Genomic DNA, 19,628 nt, shown 5'->3' with positions numbered 1-19,628 from the left:
CCGATATGATGAGATCAGTTCCAAGGGAGGTCAGTGAAATGAAAGAGCGCAACATTTCAACGAGTTCGGAGCGAGCCGCTTCTCGCAAAGCCGGGTTGAACAAGGCTGTCGTACCGTACTTGTTCATCATTCCTTGTCTTTTGTTTTTAACAACGTTTCTCATTTATCCGATCGGCAATTTGTTTTACTTCAGCTTCCAAAACTACAACATTAACGCGCCTTATTACAACGGTTTCGCCGGTCTCGCGAACTTTAAGAAAGCGTTGATGGAAGACCCCTTGTTCTTCAAGAGCTTGGGCATCAGCTTGAAGTGGGTGTTCAGCCAAGTAGCCTTGCAGTGCGTGTTAGGTCTGATGCTGGCGCTCCTATTGAATCAGACGTTTCGATTCAGAGGGCTGTTTCGATCCCTTGCGTTCGTCCCTTGGGCGATCTCCGGCGTCATTACGTCGCTGATTTGGTCGGTTATGTTCAATGAGCACATGGGGCTGATTAACGACTTGTTTCTGAAATTCGGTTGGATCGAACAGCCCGTCGCGTGGACGGCGAATTTATCCACCGTGTTTAAGGCCGTAGTCGTTGCAGAGCTTTGGAGAGGGCTGCCGTTCTTCGCCATCACGTTCCTTGCCGCACTCCAAGCGATCCCGAATGAATTGTACGAAGCGAGCCGAGTAGACGGAGCGAACCGGCTCAAGATGTTCTATTACGTTACGCTTCCGTACCTGAAGAATGCGATCGTACTGACGACGTTGCTCCGAACGGCATGGGAATTCAATAACGTTGATCTCATCTTTAACATGACTGGCGGCGGTCCGGCGCACGCGACAACGACGTTGACCATGTATGTCGTGGAGCTTGCCGTCAAGGGCGGGGATTTCGGATACGGCTCGGCGCTCACCGTCATTTCCTTCTTCCTGCTCATGCTTTTCTCGATTACGTATCTATGCGCTTCCCGGTTCGGAAAGGAGTCCTGACATGTTGTACATCAAGCGTAGGGCGGATCGGTTCCTGACGTTGTACGTGCCCCTGATTGTATTTATGGCGTTCATCCTGCTCCCGTTATACTGGACGCTCGCGACCGCCTTGAAGAGGGAGGGGGATATTCTAAAACGGCCATTAGCGTACTGGCCTTCGCCTCTGACGTTCGAAAACTTCGCGTTCGCATGGAAAAATGTCGGGTTCGCGACATACTTCCAGAACAGCTTGCTCGTAGCGGGAGTCACGGTCGTCTTCGTATTAATCATCTCGATTTTCACCGGGTATGCGATCAGCCGGTTCTCGTTCCGAGGGAAGTCCGGGTTTATGCTCCTGCTGTTATGCACGCAGTTCGTGCCTGCGGCGATGCTGCTGATTCCGCTGTTTATCATGCTGAAGAACGCAGGGTTGATCGGCAATTACTTCTCGCTCATCTTAACGTATACGACGCTCCAGCTCCCGTTCAATTCGATTCTCATGAGCAGCTTTATTTCCAACGTGCCCGAACAGTTGGAAGAAGCGGCCATGGTAGACGGGTGTACCCGGTTTCAATCCGTGCTGTACGTCGTGCTGCCGGTGCTCGTTCCCGGCATCGTCGCAACGGCTTCGTTCACATTTATCTATGCATGGAACGAATTCTTATTCGGTCTCATGTTTATCAGCAAGCACACGATGTTTACGATCCCCGTCGGTTTGAACAGTATGCTCGGGGAGTACAACATCAATTATGGCGCTCTGGCGGCGGGGAGTATGATCGCGTTGGTACCGGCCGTGCTGTTATTCATGTATATCCAGAAATTCCTCGTACAGGGCATCGGCGACGGTGCCGTCAAAGGGTAAGGTAGTCCTCTTTCGAGAGGTTACTTATACAAAAGCTATTACTCTAAGGAGGGTCTTACGATGAGAAGGACAAAGACGTTGGGCGTAAGTTTAGTGGCGATCTCCGTGCTGGCGACGGCTTGCGGGACGCAGCAGAGCGACACCGTGATCGAGGATTCGCAAAACGCGGCCGCCGGAGGCGGGAGCCAGCCCGAAAAGGTGACGATTACGTTCTGGGACGAAAACTCGGGACCGGCTCGGACCCCGTATTATGAAGAACTGATCGCAACGTTCGAAGCGGAAAACCCGGACATCGACGTGGAATATGTGGGCATTCCGTCAGCGTCGGCGAAAGAGAAATACGATGTCGCGATCGCGGCCGACGGTTTGCCGGACGTAGGCGGACTTCACATTATGTGGGTCGCAGACTTCGTGGCGAGAGAGAAATTGCTTGCCTTGGATACCATGTACGATCAGTGGGAAGAAAAATCGGTCATGAACGCAGCGTCGGTGGATGAAGTGCGCAGCTATGTACAGGACGGCAAGCTATATTTCATTCCTAATACGTTAAGCGCCGATATGATTTGGTACCGTGCCGATTGGTTCCAAGAGGCCGGCCTCAAGGCGCCGGAGACGTGGGACGATTTCTTCACGGCTGTGGAGAAGCTTACGAACCCCGACGAACGCCAATATGGCTTTAGCATCCGAGGCGGAGCGGGCGGGGCGCATCAGTTGAAGAAGATGATGTATTCGTATTCGGGGATCTCCGAGTTTTTCGACGAAAACGGAAAAAGCACGTTAAACGATCCGCTCCATGTCGAGTTCCTGGAAAAATACTTAGGCCTCTATAAGAAGTATACGCCCGAGAGCGACATCACGAACGGGTACAAGGAGATGGTGGCGGCGTTCGATACGGGCATTGCCGCTATGATTCAGCATAACATCGGCTCCTTCGGCGAGCATGATAAGACGCTCGAGCCGAATCAATTCGCGGGCGTATCCCTGCCGCCATCCCCGATTAACGGCAAACGGATTATCGAGGGCGGAAACTCTACGGGCTACGGCGTCTTCAGTACGACGAAGCATCCAGAGGAAGCATGGCGCTTCATGAGCTACCTCATTTCGGCGGACGTGCAAAGCTTCTGGAACCAAAATATCGGCCAGCTGCCGACGAACGAGAAGGCGATGGCGAACGAGTGGGTACAAAATACGCAGCATATTAAAGTGTCCGCCGATGCCTTGTCCGACCCGACGACGCAGTTCATCAATCCGCCGCTCCATCTGCCTGGCTACTCGACGATTCTCGATCAAGTCGGCAACGGAGGTCTGCAAGCGGTTATGGCGGGTACCGAGACGGTAGAAAGCTACCTGAACCGCTGGGCTGCCGCTATGGAGGAAGAACAGAAGAGGTACGACGAAGTCTTTAAAAAGTAAATATGGTGGCTTGGATGTAGCCGGATCGGCAAGATTCGGCTATTTCCGCTTACAAGCGCCCCGGCGGGAGGAGCCGATATGAAGTCTATACCGTTGCAGCAGAGGGGAATAGCGGCTAGTCGTTTGATCCTTGGGTGTATGGGGCTTGGCGGAGAAAGAAATCTTGCCCCGATCGATGTGCAGGACGTCAGCCATGGACGGGCCGCCGTAGAGGCGGCGATCGCTGCGGGCATTACCATGTTCGACCATGCCGATATCTACAAGCTGGGAAAGGCGGAGCAAGTGTTCGGCCGCATTCTGGCGGAGGATAGTTCGTTGCGAGAGAAGATCGTTCTCCAATCCAAGTGCGGGATCCGGGCGAAGGAATGGTCCGGACTTCCCTTTAAGCGGTATGATTTTTCCGCTTCGCATCTTCTCTCGAGCGTCGACGGCATATTGAAGCGGCTGGGTACCGAATATTTGGACGTGCTGCTGCTTCATCGCCCGGATCCGCTTATGGAACCTGATGAGGTCGGGGAAGCGATTCGGACGTTGAAAGCCGGAGGGAAGGTTCGGTATTTCGGCGTTTCCAACATGAGCGCCGGGCAAATTCGACTGCTGCAGTCCGGAACCGACGAACCGTTCATCGTGAATCAGCTGGAAATGAGCCTTCGGCATACCGGTTGGCTGGAATCGGGGATTCATATAAATCAGACGGCGGCAGCCGGCGACTATTTTCCTGAAGGAACGTTGGAGTACTGCAGATTGAACGGAATTCAGTTACAATCTTGGGGAGCCTTGGCTCAAGGAGCTTATTCGAACGGTCCAGGAGCCCAAGAGGATGAGCGGATCGCCCGAACGGCTCGGTGCGTGCAGAAGCTGGCGGAAAATTACGGGGTTCAGCCGGAAGCGATTGTCCTAGCCTGGTTGTTACGTCATCCCGCCGGCATTCAACCGATTGTCGGGACCTCGAATCCAGCGCGAATCGCGGCTTGCGCCGCTGCCGCCCGAATCACGCTCACGAGCGACGAATGGTACGAATTGTACGTGTCTTCCAGGGGAGCCGAAATGCCTTAGCGAGAAATGAACAATCGAGGAGTGGGATCCTATGAAAACGGGAGTGCAGGATTGGCTGGTTTCCGTCGATCGAGAGACGGGGAATCTCTTATGGAACGGTCCCGGGATCGGGATGCAGGCAGCGTTCGAAGCGGAGTGGGAGGACGAGAACGGCCTATTCCACTCCGGAGCGGCTTGGAAGCTTGCAGGCGAGGAACGGGAAGGGTTCCGCGACGAGAACGGTACGGAATATTTGATCCATACGTACCGTTACAAGCATGGAACGGTAACGCTGCTTCGACAACTGAAATATGCCGTCGGCGCGGCGTCCGCGTTGGAGCTTCGGCTGACCCTTCAGAACGCGGGAGAAGGAGCCTTGAAGCTTCGTCGTCTCGTCCCGCTTCTCGTTCAAGGTGCGCAACACCTGCATATCGGGGACGTCGGCGCGGGCGGATGGACGTTTTACAAAAACGGGCGTCAGAAAAATGATTTGCCTGCCGTATGCGTGCTCGGCGTCCGCGACGAAGCGTACCAGGACGCGGTAGCCGGGATGAGCGAATCCGGCAGGCGTATGGAAGCGGCCGAGGGCGCGACCGAGATCGTAAGCGACGAATTAAGCGTCATCGTCGGGGGGCAGCGAGCGGATTCCCCTTCGTTGTTAATCGGCTTCGTGGACGCGGTGACGCATCTGGCCGAATGTCGGCTTCGGGTAGGAAGAGACGGGAGCTCGCTGGAACGCCTCGAAGCCTCTTGTCTGTTCGACGGCGTGCGCCTTGAGGCTGGAGCCGCGCGCGAAGGCGGATGGCTGCGGCTTGACGCCGGTGCGCCGTTCGAGGCGGTCGACGAGTACGTACAGGCGAAGCGGCTTGCGACCGGCACGATGGCGATGCCGAACCCTCCATCCGTATACTGTACGTGGTACTACTACGGGGACACCGTCAGTCAAGATGATGTGTACGCTAACGTCGACGCTTTGAAGGAAAAGGGGATTCCGATCGACGTCGTGCAAATCGACGAAGGCTGGGAGCAGCGCTTCGGAAACTGGGAGGCGAACCACCGATTCCCGGACGGAATGGAAGCGGCGGCAAGGAGAATCCGGGAGGCGGGATATCGACCTGGGATTTGGACCGCGCCGTTCCTCGTAGAGCCCCGGAGCGACATGCGCTTCTACCATGACGAGTGGCTCCTGCGGGGGAAAGACGGCGAGCCTGTGAAGTTCTATATGAATAACACGGACAACCTCGTATGGGACGTCACCCATCCTGAGGTCCTTCAATGGATCGAGGATCTCTATAGAAAACTGACCGCTTGGGGCTACACATACCATAAGCTTGACTTTACGCGGGCGGTCGCGCTAGACGCCAACGTTCGTTTTTATCGGGAGGGCACGACGCGGGCGGAAGCGTACCGCATGGGGGTCGAGGCCGTGCGCCGCGGCATCGGACCGGAAGGGTACTTGCTCCTATGCGGAGGACTGTACACCCCGCCTTCCGGACTTGCGGATGCGCATCGGACGAGTTCCGATGTGCTCAGCATGTGGAGCGAGCACGACGGAAAGCAAGGCGGACAGGTGGCGCCGTTCACGATGAAGCAAAACACGCTGCGGTATTGGATGGGGCGATTGTGGCATAACGATCCCGATGCGCTTATGGTGCGTCGTCAAGAGTACCGACTGCGCTCCCTCGACCTAAGCCTCGGGAAGCTGACGGACGACGAAGCGCGCGTCACAGCGCTTAACCAATATTGGGGCGGCGGACTAGTGTGCTTCTCCGAGCCAATGAACGACATCGACGACGACCGGCTTGGCTTGCTGCGCCATATCGTCCCCTCGATCGGGGTACCTGCGGTTCCGCGGGATATGTATAGCGGAGTTCGCTACCCGCGGACGATGGTCACGGAGGTGGACGGCGGGAAGGCAGGACTGTCCCGATGGCATACGGTCAGCATCGTGAATTGGAGCGATGATCCGGCGCCCGTGACAACCCGGCTGGAGGAACTGTTGCCGAGCGACTATATCGCGGAGCATGAAGCGTTCCACGTCTCCGAGTTTTGGAGCGGCGAAATTCGCGAAGTTCGAGCGGGGGAAGCCTTACACTTCGGCGAACTGCCTCCTCACGCTTCTCTCCATCTCAAAATTGTTCCGTTGTCGTCCGCCCAGCCGGTCGTCGCTTACACGAACGGACATTTCTCCATGGGGGCCGCCGAAATTACGGGATTCGACTATGACGGCGGCACATTGAATATGCACATCGATTGGCCTTGGAAGGAGCCGTTGGTCGTCGTGCTGCTGGCGCCGGACGGCTGCGCATGGTTGACGGCGGAAGGCGCCAAAGATGTAACCTCCGAACTAGAGGGTTGCAAGCTCCGCGTTACGGTGCCGGGAGGCTGGAAGGGACCGCTGAAGGCGACGGTCGGCTCAGCTTCGTAGCTCGAATGAAATAACAGATACGAGAGAAATGCGGTGGAGCCGATCCACCGCTTTTTTTGCGTTAATCAGAATTAATAGCGGAACCTTCCGTCTGCAGGAAACGTCCTTGTCAAATAAGTGATGATTAAGGAGGTAAGACATGGACTATAATTCACCCATCGAAGCGAAGTTAAAGGCGAAACGATACTCCAAAGCCATTATAGCCGCGGGTCCCCGTCATACCGTTGCCCTCCATTCGGACGGAATGGTAACGGCCCTGGGTGATAATAAATATGGCCAATGCGATCTAAGCAGCTGGCAAGGTATTGTGTCTGTAGCTGCTGGTAATGTTCATATGGCGACGAACACGGGAAATTCCCATACCGTCGGTCTTGCGTCTGACGGTACCGTGGTGGCTGTGGGTTGGAATAAGCATGGCCAATGCGATGTAAGCGACTGGCGCGGTATTGTCGAAATAGCGGCGGGTTGGCGTCGTACCGTCGGACTTCAATCGGACGGCACGGTTTTAGCCGTAGGGCGAAATGATGAAGGACAATGCAATGTAGGCGACTGGCGTGATATGGTGGCGGTAACGGCGGGTGACTGGCATACTGTCAGTCTTGCATCTGACGGCAGGGTGACGGCCGTGGGTAATAATCGGTATGGTCAATGCAATGTAAGTAACTGGCGCGACAAAGTGGCGGTAGCGGCGGGTTATCTTCATACCGTGGGTCTTAAGTCGGACGGCACTGTGGCGGCTGTAGGATTGAATAAGCATGGCCAATGCGATGTAAGCGGCTGGCGCGGTATTATGATGATCGCGGCAGGCAGTTACCATACCATTGGCCTTAAAACAGATGGCACCGTGGCGGCTGCGGGGAGTAATGAGCATGGTCAATGCAACGTAAGCGGTTGGCGTAATATTGTGGCGGTAGCGGCGGGGTGCGCTCATACTGTCGGTCTTAAATCAGACGGCACTTTGGTTGCTGTGGGTGATAATGAATATGGCCAATGTGATATAGGCGGCTTGAGCGGCATCCAACTGCCAAGCATTTCGTTGGATGCCAACCCGCCTGAATTGGGATGAACCGAAGTAGGACCTCGAAATCATCTACTCGTACTCAGCAGTCGACGCTGATAGGAGGTGCCTTTCAAACAAATTAGGGATTTTATCCCATAACCAATACCATTTATTTCCTTTATAATCGTATTGGGCACGAGGTAGGGAAACTGCCCCAAAAATACGAGGTTAGGAGATGAATGATGTGGAAATGGCAACCGCACAAGGACCCATCGACCTCAACGACCTGAAGCAGAATCTCTTCACGACGTTGAACCCTGCAAACGGTGTTCTGGCACCTGGACAAGCGCTTACGTATCGAATTTGCAAACCTGCTTTTTCCGTTCAACCGAAATCGGGGAAACCCGGCGAATTCCACTACGGCAAATCGTATGACTTCCAATACGAGCTTGAAACGTTTCTATCGATCAAGCAAGCCGGAGCGGAGCTCATCCCGGGGAAGGACTATAACCTCCAAGAAATAAGAACGAGCGATTATACCGAAATCGTGTTGACGCCGCTGCTGCGTGTCGAACAACAAGCGGAGTTGACGTTTCAAGCGACCGTCCATGTGATCTTGAACGGCTTTACCGTCCAACGCACCTTCGACCCCGAGACGATCACCTTACTGCCCACCGTTACGGAAACGTTTTTCCAGTCGTTCCTAGCAGAGTCGACATCGACAGACATGCTGCGCAGCGGGGAATTTTTGCAGGCCAGCCTGTCGACGATTCTGCAGTCTTTGCCTGAAGGCGCCTCGACCGACTCATTTCCAATTAAAACGACGATGCCGGTAAACGGCAAACCGACCTTGGTAACGATCCATTCCATCCTCTGGGAAGCTTACAAAGAACCGATCGACGCCGCTTCTGCTTCGGCAGCCGCTCCGATCAAGCTGGTCGAAGGCCAGGATTTCCTGGCGCCTGACGGATTGGACAAGCTGACTTCCCGGTTCCTGTTCTTGCCGCAGGAAGAGTCTTATCGAGCGTATGCCGCGGCCAAAGTATTGACGGAGTGCAATGGCGAAACGCAGACGCTCACGTTAACGACGCCGACCACGATCATTCCGTCCGCGACCTCCGTTCTTACCGATGTTCTAGGCGGCTTCGATTTGATTCCGAATTCCTTCCACACGCTTCAGCCGGGTCAGCCTCTCGAGCTTAAAGTCATTCACAAATTGCTGGATTTGTCCCAGCCGTTCGGAAGCTTGAATATCGGGGCGCTGTCCTATGCGTGGAAAATCACCGGCATCGATTGGAAGCTTAGCCGCCAAACGACGTCCAATGCAGCGGCTGATCCCGTCGAGCTCACGCTGGGGAAAGACTTCTTCCTTTCGGACGCCGGCAATCCGTTCGAGCAGACGCTGATGATCCAGCCTTCGATTGTGGAAACGGCGGAGGAAGCCGTTCCAGAACCCGAAGTGTTCGAATTGATCGGGACCGTGTCTTATCTGATTAATGGACAAAGCGGGAGCTCCAATCCACCCATTAAGCTCCTGATTAAGCAGCTACCGCTTGTTAAAGAGCGCATTCAATCGCTATTTCAGGTGAAATCGGACAAAGCAGGCTCCGCCAGCCTGGGAGAGCCGGTACTTCTGAAGCTGGTAACGCCGCTGGAAAATCTGACCGAAACCGCGCCCCCGCTCACCGCGTCAACACTGCCCGATCTCAAATGGTTCCCCATCACAGGAGGTTTGCCGGTCGGCGGGCTCACAATCCCTTTCGAAATCAAAGAGATTGCATGGCGCGTGCTGGACGACAAGGGGACTCTGTTAAAGGAAGGTATCGACTTCAAAAGGCTCGAAGGTCTAAGCAGCCTTCAAACGTCTCTCGTGTTCCTGCCTCCCAAGGAGTGGACAGGAGGCGCCGCTTCCTTCACGCGCAAGGTTCAAGCGTCCGTTACGGCTACCTTGAATGGCGTACCGCTTTCGCTGGACGATCTTACCTTTACGTTCTCGAATCTGAATTTGCTGCCTTTCCAAGACAAGCTTCTGGGACTGATCGAGCAATCGCTGCAAGTCACGCGGAATGCGGATACGCTGCAGCCCGGAACTCCGCTGATCGCCGAATTGGCCTCTACTCTGGCCAAGCCAGCCGCGATGTCGAAAGCGGGCGTTCAACAAACAGCGCTCCCAGACATTGAGCATCTGTTCAAGGGCACGCTGCCGTTCGCGGATGCCGGTTTGCCGTTCGAGATTCCGCTCGAATTTTCGGTTCGTCTGAAGTGGAAGCTGTACAAGAAAGATGCGGGCGGACAGTTCGTCGAGCTCGGCAGTAATGAGTATCGGCTTCGTCAAGGCGCCCACAACACGAGCGACAATCCGTGGAAAGATTCTCAGCTCGACGTTCTTCTGATACCGCAGGTCAAAGGCATCGATAAGCAGACGGAAATCGAGTTCCGCTACTTAGAGGCCTCCTTGATAATTACCGTTCCGACATTGGACCCGATTCCGCTCAGCCTTCCGAAGATTCCGATCGCGCAGCTTCCAATCGCTGTGCCGGAGCTGCTGCTGCTGTCCGAGCATCGGCTTGACGACCTGGACCAACCGGGCGATCGTCTCGTCGTCCTTCCGCAGTCCACGTTTACCCGCTTCGCGAATTGGGATGTGCTTAAGCCGGCTTTGGAAACAGTGAACGCTCAGATTGAAGCCGTGTACAGCCTGGTCGACGGCGTGGACGATTTGGCGAATTTCGCGCTGATGCTGCTCGGTTTGAGAAGGGCGCTCGGGCACGTGCTTCAACCAATCGGGAAGAACAAACTATGGGTGGCCGAGGCGATCGGCGATCGCATCGCGGATTTGGGCCAGTTGCCCAAGAGCGACCACGACCTGCCGGACGACGACGAATGGGATGACGAGATCTCGGGCATCGTGGCCATCCTGCCATCCAACAGGAAGATCAGGTTTTACCGAGATAAAGATTACAAGAGCGATTGGATGGATGTCATTCCGTCCCGCGCAAGGGAGAATGAACTGCCGTTCGGTAACATCGTCTGTATCTTGAACAACCTCAACATTCCGGACGAACAGGAACTGGACGTGTGGCCGAAAGGTACCCTGGACGGTAATGTGGATAATGACGATATCGACTCGTTGAAATTTTTGGATCTATAGGTTAAATAACAAGCGAATGAACGGTGAAGCCGACCTGCTAAGGTCGGCTTTTATCAAACAAAAATCGAAGACTGGCTGCTTATCTCCCGATCAAGGGGAGGGGTGTTATGAAAAAGGTCGGTTATACAATCATTACGTTAGTACTAGTGCTGTTTACTCTTGGATTTTACCAATTTCAGAAACCTATTCTTAATGAACAAGAAGCGGTCACCAAAGCAAAAGTGTATCTTCAAACAGTCAACAGAAATTTAGATCTAACGTATAACACTGATTTTGTTGAGTTGAGAGTATTTAATAAAGATACTTTTTTGAATAAAGCTACTGGGAATAGAACTTGGTATATACACATCGACGGTGTAGCTATCTTACTTGAGGCAGATACTGGGGAATTTATTCGTATGGTATTTCCTCTGGATGGTGTAATCACCAAAGAAGAACATCCTGACTGGTTTCGTTGAAACATTCATTAGAGAACCTTTTGAATATTTTGTGCAAACGATTTTTCATATTCCAGATCCAGTTGACGTATTTTTAATGGAAGTGGTACAATTTCCCTTAATGGAAACGATTACATTTGGCGGTCAATCCTATTTTTCGGCTTTTAGTGCAAACGGTTGCGCACAACTGAACTTTGTTCCACTGCCTTTCAAAAATGTGAAGAAGGAAGGGAGAGAAAATGTTGAGACAACAAGGATTGAAAGCGATTGCAATCATGTTGATCTTCAGTTTGTTAGCAGGGTTGTTTTCCGGATTGGGGCCGATCCATGTCGCCCAGGCGGCTTCGCTTTCGGTAGACGGGATGAAGGACGAGGCATGGACTGCGATGGAGCCCGTTGCGAGTTCGGCGGAACCGGGCTGGTCCGGGTTCGACATTGGCAACTTATACATAACGAATGACGAGGAGTACCTATACTTTTGGCTGGATGCCGTGAACGTTCCGAATTGGGGCGAAAATGGGCAGTATTTGAATCTAGCGTTGCAGGTGAACGGAGCCGACTCCGGGATCGCCGGCAACCCGTGGGCGTCGCAGTTTCATTTCGGCGGCGCGGAAGAAAAACCTCAATTCCATGTCGTTATGCGCTTAAAGAACGATTCGGAAGTGAACTGGGCCGCGGTGTATGCCGCTGCCGACCTTGGAACGCCGTTGCTCGCCAGCGACAATCTCATGGGCGCCCAGTTTGCGGTGAATCGTTCGACAGGGTTTGAAGGGAAAATTCCGTTTTCTTTGCTCAACCTGCAGCATGGGGACACGATTCGCGCGATTGCGGTGTTAAGCGGAAACAACAGCGCCGAACACGGAGCGTTCGACGTTGCGCCGCGTGCCGAAGGCAACGCGATCGCCGACAGTTGGAACGTCAGCGGGGCCCCGAACGGGCAGTCCGTTTATGGATCTCAAGTTACGATCAGCATTCCCGGGAGCGAAATCCCTGAATTGCCGCCGATCGCAAGCCCGACGTATCACGAAGACGGCACGGTTTCCGTCTTTACGACGGCTTCATCGAATGAGCATTGGATTAACGGTAATTTCCCGGCAGCGGGCGGTTGGTCCGCGTTCCAGCCGATGACCAACCTAGGGACATTCATGGCGAACGGGGAGACCGTTCAATTGTTCCAATACACATTTACCCCGGCGGACGCACAAGCGACAGGCGGCGTAATACAGTATAAGTTCAGCCCTGTGAACGCTTGGAACGGAGACTACATCGACCTCTTCAATCGTTCCCCGCTTGTGGACGGCAATTCGGCGGTGCATTACCTCTTCATTGAGCCGAATGTGCTGCAGGTTGAGCCCGGCGGGTCGGCGGCAGTAGAGGCGTACAGGTTTTTGGCGGACGGAACGAGGGAAGGAATTACCAGCAACGTAGTTTGGACGTCGAGCCAGCCCGACTGGGCTACGGTCGACGCGCAAGGGGTCGTATTCGTAAGTTCGGACGCCGTCCCCGGTCGAACATTCGAAATTACCGCCGAACGAAACGGCGTAAGCGTCAGCAAGAGTTATACAGTTTCATCGGAAGTCGTGCGAAGCCCGGTGGTTCACGATGACGGGACCGTCACGTTCAACAACAATACGCATTCAGGAGAAACCCTTCATCTGGTCGGAAGCATGAACGGTTGGAACAACCAAGGCATTGCGATGACGAAGAACGAGCGCGGCGTTTTTTCCGTTACGATCCCGCTCGCTCCAGGAAGGTACGAATACAAGTTTTTCCCTGTATCCGGCTCGTGGGACAACGGGTTTACCGACCCGCTGAATCCGAATACGGCGAACGGCAACTCGCTGCTGTTCGTACCGGGGCTTACGGCAGCGCCCGCCGACGAGACGGTTTCGCCCGGGCAGACCGTGCAATTCAACGCGAAATTTCTGGCGTCCGACGGCAGCGAAACGGCTGTTCCTGCGGAGTGGAGTCTTGGCGCAGGGGCAAGGGAAGGCGTAACCATCGACCCGGCGACAGGATTGCTCACGGTACAACCGTCGGTCGTACCTGCGGAGAACGATTCGGTGACAGCCGTTGCGACTTACGAGAACGACGGCAAAACTTATACGGCGGAAGCGACCGTTATGCTCGCGTCGGAAACGACGACGTTCGTCGTCCATTATTTCCGCTATGACCAAAATTATGGGGAATGGAATCTTTGGGCATGGCTCGACGGTCACGAAGGCCAAAGTTACCCGGCTGTGACGGAGACGATCGACGGTAAAACGTGGGCGCGCATGAAGGTCGAGATCGCCGGGGACGTTAGCAAGCTAAACTTTATCGTCAGGAAAGGAAATTGGGCGGAGAAGGAATTCAGCGACCGTTCCATGGCGGCTGCGGGCGGCCTCGGCGAAATATGGGTCGTGGAAGGCGATGAAGAGTTGCACAATGCGTACCTGCCGTCTCTCACCGATCCGGCAATACGTGGTGCGATCGCTGATGAAGCAGGGAAAATAAAAGTAACGTTGACCAACAAACCTTTGAGTTACGATACGTTCGAGGCGTGGGACGGAAATCGGAAGCTCGCCGGCGTTTCCGCCATGGGAGCGCATGACAAAGCGGTCGTAATTACGCTCGATGAACCGATTGACGACGTGAGGAACGTATATACGGTAAAAGACGCGTCAGGCGTGTTTAAAGAGAAACGGGTCATGATGCGCGGCATTTTGGACAGCTTCGTCTATTCAGGGGCGGATCTTGGCGTGACGTACGGCCCGGAGGCAAGCGCGTTCAAGGTGTGGGCGCCTACGGCCGTTAACGTATCCGTATCGCTCTACGCGAACGCAGCCGCCGAAGATCAAACGCCGGACCGCCTCGTGCCGATGACTAGGGACAATGCAACCGGCGTATGGTCGGCTACCGTCGAAGGAGATTGGGAAGGCCGGTATTATCTTTATAAAGTGGAGTTCGCCGACGGGACAACGACGTACGCTAACGATCCATACGCGCGCGCCGCATCCGCGAACGGGCTGAAAACGGCGATCGTCGACTTGTCGACGACGGATCCGGCACATTGGAATCCGGAATCGAAGCCTTATATGGTCAATCCGACGGATGCCGTCATTTACGAACTCCATGTTAGAGATTTCTCCATGAACGAACGCTCGGGCATCGCGTCGGAATACCGGGGCAAATATAAGGCATTTACGCAGACAGGAACGACCGATCCGGTGTCCGGCGCGAAAACCGGCGTAGATCATCTCGCGGAGTTGGGCGTTACGCATTTGCACTTGCTCCCGACGTACGATTTCGGTTCGATCGATGAAACGAAGGTCGACGATCCGGCGTACGCCGGCCGGAAATTCAACTGGGGGTATGATCCGATCCATTTCAACGTTCCGGAAGGGTCGTATGCAACTGACTTGACCGACCCGAAGGCACGTATTACGGAGTTTAAAGAGATGGTGCAAGCGCTCCACGACCGGGGAATCCGCGTCATTTTGGACGTCGTCTACAATCATACGCTCGCTTCGGGGCAGACGAATCCGGCATCCGTGTTCGACAAGATCGTACCGGGTTATTATTTCCGTTCGGACGAAAAGGGCCGATATACGGACGGATCCGGAACCGGCAACGAAGTAGCGTCCGAACGGCCGATGGTGCGAAAGTATATCCTTGATTCAACGCGATATTGGGCGGAAGAATACAATGTGGACGGATTCCGCTTCGACCTGATGGGGCTGATCGATACGCCGACAATGACGGAAGTAACGCGTATGCTGCAGCAGGAAGTGCACCCGACGATGCTGGTGTACGGGGAGCCTTGGGTCGCTAGCGATGCGTCCGCCCTGCCGTCGTCGCTGCGCACGGTGAAGGGGACTCAGCGCGGCAAGTCGTTCGCGGTGTTCAACGACAACCTTCGCGGCGCGATCAAAGGCGGAAGCGACGACGATTCGAAAGGGTTTGCGACGGGCGCCGCCGGTGCCGAACAGGGCATCGTGACCGGAGTGAAGGGATCTTGGGAGGACTTCACCGACGGGCCGACGGAAACGATCAATTACGTAACGGCGCACGACAACTTAAACCTCTGGGACAAAGTGATCAAGACGCAGCATCTAGAGGAACAAGAAGGTTGGGTGCATATTGAACACGGAAAATTGATCGGCGATGAATTCGCCTCGGTCGAGGAAGCGGTCGCAGCTGCTACGCCGCATCATGCGGTTGATCCGAATCATGTGCTGGGCAATGAGACCGTGAAGCGCTCGCTGCTCGCGAACGGCATTGCGATCACGGCGCAGGGGATTCCGTTTATCCACGCGGGCGAAGAGCTGCTGCGCACGAAATTCGGCGACCATAACTCTTACGCATCGCCGGATGCGATTAATGAGATTCGTTGGGAATACAAGACGAAGTTCGCGCCGGTTTTCGATTATTACGAGGGTCTTCTGAAGCTTCGCAAAGAACATCCGGCGTTCCGCATGTCGACGAAGGAAGCGGTGCAGCAAGGGTTCGAACTGCTCCGAATGAACGGCAACGTTGTCTCTTATCGATTGAAAAACCACGCCAACAAGGATCCGTGGAACAATATCGTTGTCATTTATAACGCGAACACAACCGACCAAACGGTGACGCTGCCGGCCAGCGCATCCGGCACCTGGAACGTCGTTGTGAACGAATCCGCCGCGGGAACGGAAACGCTCGCCACAGTGAGCGGCGGTAGCGTAATAGTAAAAGCGCTATCGATGATGGTGCTGTACGATCAAGCGGAACCGCCGTACACGCCGGAAGCGACGACGCTGCACCTCGATGCGTCTTCGATCGCGCTCGAGCCGGGCACGTCGAAGTTTATTCGAGCCGCCGTACTGGACCAGAAGGGGCGGCCGATGAATGTCCCGATCGAGTACGTCACGAGCGACGAGCAAGTCGCGGCAGTCAACGGACTCGGCAAAGTAACGGGAGTTGCGGACGGCATGGCGACGATTACGGTGTCGGCCGGGACGCTAACCGCCGAGTTGAACGTCGTTGTCGGCGAGTTGATCCCGACGCAACTGGCGATCCAAGGCCCGTCGTCCTTGTACGCCGGCGATTCCGTATCTTTAACGGCGATCGTTAGAGATCAATACGGGCAACCGATGAACGGCATTTCGGTTTCGTGGAGCTCCTCGAACAGCGCCGTTGCCGAAGTTGCCGCTGGTGGCGTCGTTACGGGGCTCGCCGAAGGAACGGCGACGGTGACGGCGTCCGCAGGGCAAGTCGTAACGGAATTTACCCTTCAGGTAAAGCGGCCGAACACGATTGCGCTGCATTATGTACGACCGGACGGAAACTTTGCGGATATGGACGTATGGGTGTGGAATACGGGGCTGCGCAACAATGACGGTCACAGCGTCGACTTCGCCGCGATCGACGGAACGACGGCCATTGCCTTGATCCCGGTCAGCGAGACAGCGACGAGCGTCGGCTTTATCGTACGGAAGAAGGATTGGTCGTTCAAAGATACGGACCAAGACCGGTTTATCCCGGTCCAGCCGAGCGAAGCGGTGAAGAAGGTAGTTGTCACTTCAGGGGTTGTAGACTATGTTACGGTACCTTCCATACGCAGCCCGCAGCCGTTGGAAGGCGATTTACGCTTCCAATACCGGGACCGCGATCGATTCGCTTTAGGCACGCTCGGCGAGCTCTCCGGCGTGAAAGCCGTCGTCGACGGCGTCGAGCACGATGCCGTGTACGATGAATGGAACGAAGCTTGGGTCTATACGCTCGACGCGCCGCAGGACGGTCACACGTATGTGTACACTTTCCTGGTCGAAGGCGAGCACGTCACGGATCCGAATAACCCGGTTGTCGCGAACGGCAAGTCCGTCTACACGTACGAAATCCCGAAGGCGATTCTCAAGGCGGAAACGAACGCCAAACAAATTTCGTACGACACGAATGCGCTGCTTACCGTATCCGTACAGGGAGCGACCGTTCCGGTCGAACGGATACGGGCCGACTTGAGCGCTTTGGGTTACGAGCAACCGATTCCAATCGATCTTGAGCTTATGCAAACCGCCTTCGGCGTCAAGGACGGGACGTCCCCTGGCCGCAAACCGATCCGCGTCATCGTTACGTATGAGAACGGCATGGAATCGTCAGTCGAAACCGACATCGTCGTCGTCCCTGGCAAGAAAAGCGGAAAAAAAGATTTCTCGTGGGATGAAGCGCGCATTTACTTCTTGTTGACGGATCGATTCATGGACGGAGATCCGTCGAACAATGGGGCGGAGACCGATCCCGGGCATCCCGAGGCGTTCCACGGAGGCGACTTCCGGGGGCTCATCGACAGGCTGGATTACCTCGAGAGACTTGGGATCAATACGATTTGGATTACGCCGATCGTCGATAACGTTGATTTCAATAAAGGCGCTGACTTTAACGGCACCCAATATGCGTATCATGGCTACTGGGCGAAAGACTTCACGAAAATCGACGAGCATCTCGGCGACTTGCAGACGTTCCAAGAATTGCTGGAAAAGGCGCATGACCGAGGCATGAAGGTGATGGTCGACGTCGTGCTGAACCACGCGGGGTACGGGCTGAAGCCGGACGACGATCGCCCCGGCATCAGCGAAGAGGACAAAGCGCGTTTCGACGGCATGCTCCGCACGGATGGCGTCGCGTGCGCGAACGGAATTGAAATTCAATGCGAGGTCTGGGGCCTTCCGGATTTGAAGACCGAGGAGGCAGCCATTCGCGAGCGGATCATCGACTGGCAGGCCGGTTGGCTTGAGAGGACTCGCACCGCACGAGGCGACACGATCGATTATTTCCGCGTCGATACAGTGAAGCACGTTGACGCAACGACTTGGCGCGCGTTTAAAAACCGCCTTGCCGCCATCGACCCGAAGGTGAAGCTGATCGGCGAATATTTCGATGGCAGCGCGACGAATCAAGGGGGAACCCTCAACAGCGGGCAAATGGACAGTTTGCTGGACTTTGACTTCAAATGGCTTGCTTTAGATCTTCTCAACAGCGGGTTGCTCGATGTCAATGAACGGCTGCAGGCGCGCAACGACATGATCGACAATACCGCCATGCTCGGTTCGTTCTTAAGCTCGCACGATGAAGACGGATTTTTGTCCGAGCGCATCGGAGGGGACCGAGGGAAGCTCAAAGTGGCGGCAGCCCTTCAAATGACGGTGAAAGGCCAACCGGTTATCTATTATGGCGAGGAGTTGGGCCGATCAGGGAAAAACGCGGGCGATATGGCCGCTGGACAGTACAGCGAAAACCGGGGCGACATGCCGTGGGATCGGTTGGACGAAGAAGCGGATTTGCTGGGACATTATACGAAAATGCTTCGCATCCGGGCGAACCATTCGGACGTCTTCGCCAAAGGAACCCATAGCGACGCGTTAGCTGGGAGCGACGAAGAGGGGACGCTTGTCTTCGCTCGCAGTTACGAGGGCCGGACCGTCTTCGTCGGACTGAATGTAACGACAGAGGCAAGGCACGTGAAGTTTAAAGCGATCGGATTCGCCCCGGGGGCGACGCTCGTTAACGAGTATTCCGGGGAGCAGGTTAAGGTGGATGGGGAAGGATTCGTCACTATAACGATCCCCCCGAGAGACGGCGGCGGCACGGTCGTATTGGCGAAGGCAGGTACAGATAGAGCGAAATAGACTGGAGGTTGCGCTTGATGAATCGATCGAGTTGCTTGCCGATTCTCCTGCGCAACGCTCGATAGCGCGCCGCGCTGCTTGGCGAGAGCCAAGTACGCGCGGCGCGCCTTTCCGGTGCATGCGCGGTTTCGACGATATCTCATATCCGCCCGGATATGCAGCCTAGTCTATACATCCATCTGAGTAACGGTTTCGTGCTGTCGTGTTACCATCCGGCACTTGCATGTTCGGGGCAATTTACGAAGATAAAAGGATCAAGTTCTTGTCGTCCGACAAAAACGCATGGTACATTTCTCCATAATTAACTGTTCAGCAGTGCAAAGGGGAATCGACACAAAATGCTCCTCGCTGTTCGTTATGACGTGTTTTAATGAACCGAATATAAGAACCGAACCGACGTGTCCGATTCGTAAGTCAATAGAGGCTTGTTTCGGTTATGCGTCCGTTCGACATCCGTCATAACGAAACTAACAACGTAAGCGGGAATGACATCCTTAAGATTACCTTCCGAAGCTTTCATGTTCGTGGTGAAGGCTTTTTTCGTTTGCGTTAAAGAGGAGAAGATGTATCATGTTTGCGCGAAAGTCGCCGCTATACACGTTATTTATATTGCAGGGTGTTTCCTTCGGCGTATGGCTGGGTCTCGCGGTCGATCGGTTTAACCGGAAAAAGCTTATTATACTCGCGGATTCCAGTCAGGCTGCCGGGA

9 protein-coding genes are annotated in these 19,628 nt (G+C 54.9%); all 9 read left to right on the top strand.

Features of this window, described 5'->3' with window-relative positions:
* Window positions 1–38 precede the first annotated feature (38 nt).
* The 9 genes from VE009_RS23670 (at window position 39) to pulA (ending at window position 18,919) form a co-directional block, all read left to right on the top strand.
* Complete coding sequence (locus VE009_RS23670; RefSeq protein WP_325011984.1) at window positions 39–971, top strand: sugar ABC transporter permease; 933 nt, start codon at window positions 39–41, stop codon at window positions 969–971.
* 1 nt (window position 972) lies between these two features.
* The gene (locus VE009_RS23665; RefSeq protein WP_325011982.1) at window positions 973–1,812 is read left to right on the top strand and encodes a carbohydrate ABC transporter permease; all 840 of its coding nucleotides are present in this window, start codon (window positions 973–975) and stop codon (window positions 1,810–1,812) included.
* A gap of 60 nt (window positions 1,813–1,872) precedes the next feature.
* On the top strand, window positions 1,873–3,225 hold the full coding sequence (locus VE009_RS23660) for a sugar ABC transporter substrate-binding protein (RefSeq protein WP_325011980.1): 1,353 nt from the start codon (window positions 1,873–1,875) through the stop codon (window positions 3,223–3,225).
* 78 nt (window positions 3,226–3,303) lie between these two features.
* A complete protein-coding gene (locus tag VE009_RS23655) occupies window positions 3,304–4,281 on the top strand; it encodes an aldo/keto reductase (protein ID WP_325011978.1) in 978 nt (325 codons plus the stop codon).
* Window positions 4,282–4,312: 31 nt separating this feature from the next.
* Window positions 4,313–6,688: a glycoside hydrolase family 36 protein gene (locus VE009_RS23650; protein ID WP_325011976.1), complete on the top strand. Its 2,376-nt coding sequence runs from the start codon at window positions 4,313–4,315 to the stop codon at window positions 6,686–6,688.
* A 139-nt stretch (window positions 6,689–6,827) separates the two neighbouring features.
* Window positions 6,828–7,754, top strand: coding sequence for a chromosome condensation regulator (locus VE009_RS23645; RefSeq protein WP_325011974.1), 927 nt, complete (start codon window positions 6,828–6,830; stop codon window positions 7,752–7,754).
* A gap of 169 nt (window positions 7,755–7,923) precedes the next feature.
* Window positions 7,924–10,839 carry a hypothetical protein gene (locus VE009_RS23640; RefSeq protein ID WP_325011972.1) on the top strand — a complete coding sequence of 972 codons (2,916 nt, stop codon included), beginning with the start codon at window positions 7,924–7,926 and terminating at the stop codon, window positions 10,837–10,839.
* Window positions 10,840–10,946: 107 nt separating this feature from the next.
* Window positions 10,947–11,297, top strand: a complete 351-nt coding sequence (locus tag VE009_RS23635; RefSeq protein ID WP_325011970.1) for a hypothetical protein — start codon at window positions 10,947–10,949, stop codon at window positions 11,295–11,297.
* Between the two features lie 218 nt (window positions 11,298–11,515).
* On the top strand, window positions 11,516–18,919 hold the full coding sequence (gene pulA, locus VE009_RS23630; RefSeq protein WP_325011968.1) for a type I pullulanase: 7,404 nt from the start codon (window positions 11,516–11,518) through the stop codon (window positions 18,917–18,919).
* Window positions 18,920–19,628 lie beyond the last annotated feature (709 nt).

The organism is Paenibacillus sp., assembly GCF_035645195.1.
Taxonomy (GTDB): Bacteria; Bacillota; Bacilli; order Paenibacillales; family YIM-B00363; genus Paenibacillus_AE.
Note: the sequence above shows the minus strand (reverse complement) of the source record. Positions and strands in the feature narration are given on the sequence as shown.

Coding starts and splice junctions, on each gene's coding strand:
- VE009_RS23670 (WP_325011984.1), top strand. CDS start 39: ATGAAAGAGCGCAACATTTCAACGAGTTCGGAGCGAGCCGCTTCTCGC.
- VE009_RS23665 (WP_325011982.1), top strand. CDS start 973: ATGTTGTACATCAAGCGTAGGGCGGATCGGTTCCTGACGTTGTACGTG.
- VE009_RS23660 (WP_325011980.1), top strand. CDS start 1,873: ATGAGAAGGACAAAGACGTTGGGCGTAAGTTTAGTGGCGATCTCCGTG.
- VE009_RS23655 (WP_325011978.1), top strand. CDS start 3,304: ATGAAGTCTATACCGTTGCAGCAGAGGGGAATAGCGGCTAGTCGTTTG.
- VE009_RS23650 (WP_325011976.1), top strand. CDS start 4,313: ATGAAAACGGGAGTGCAGGATTGGCTGGTTTCCGTCGATCGAGAGACG.
- VE009_RS23645 (WP_325011974.1), top strand. CDS start 6,828: ATGGACTATAATTCACCCATCGAAGCGAAGTTAAAGGCGAAACGATAC.
- VE009_RS23640 (WP_325011972.1), top strand. CDS start 7,924: ATGAATGATGTGGAAATGGCAACCGCACAAGGACCCATCGACCTCAAC.
- VE009_RS23635 (WP_325011970.1), top strand. CDS start 10,947: ATGAAAAAGGTCGGTTATACAATCATTACGTTAGTACTAGTGCTGTTT.
- pulA (WP_325011968.1), top strand. CDS start 11,516: ATGTTGAGACAACAAGGATTGAAAGCGATTGCAATCATGTTGATCTTC.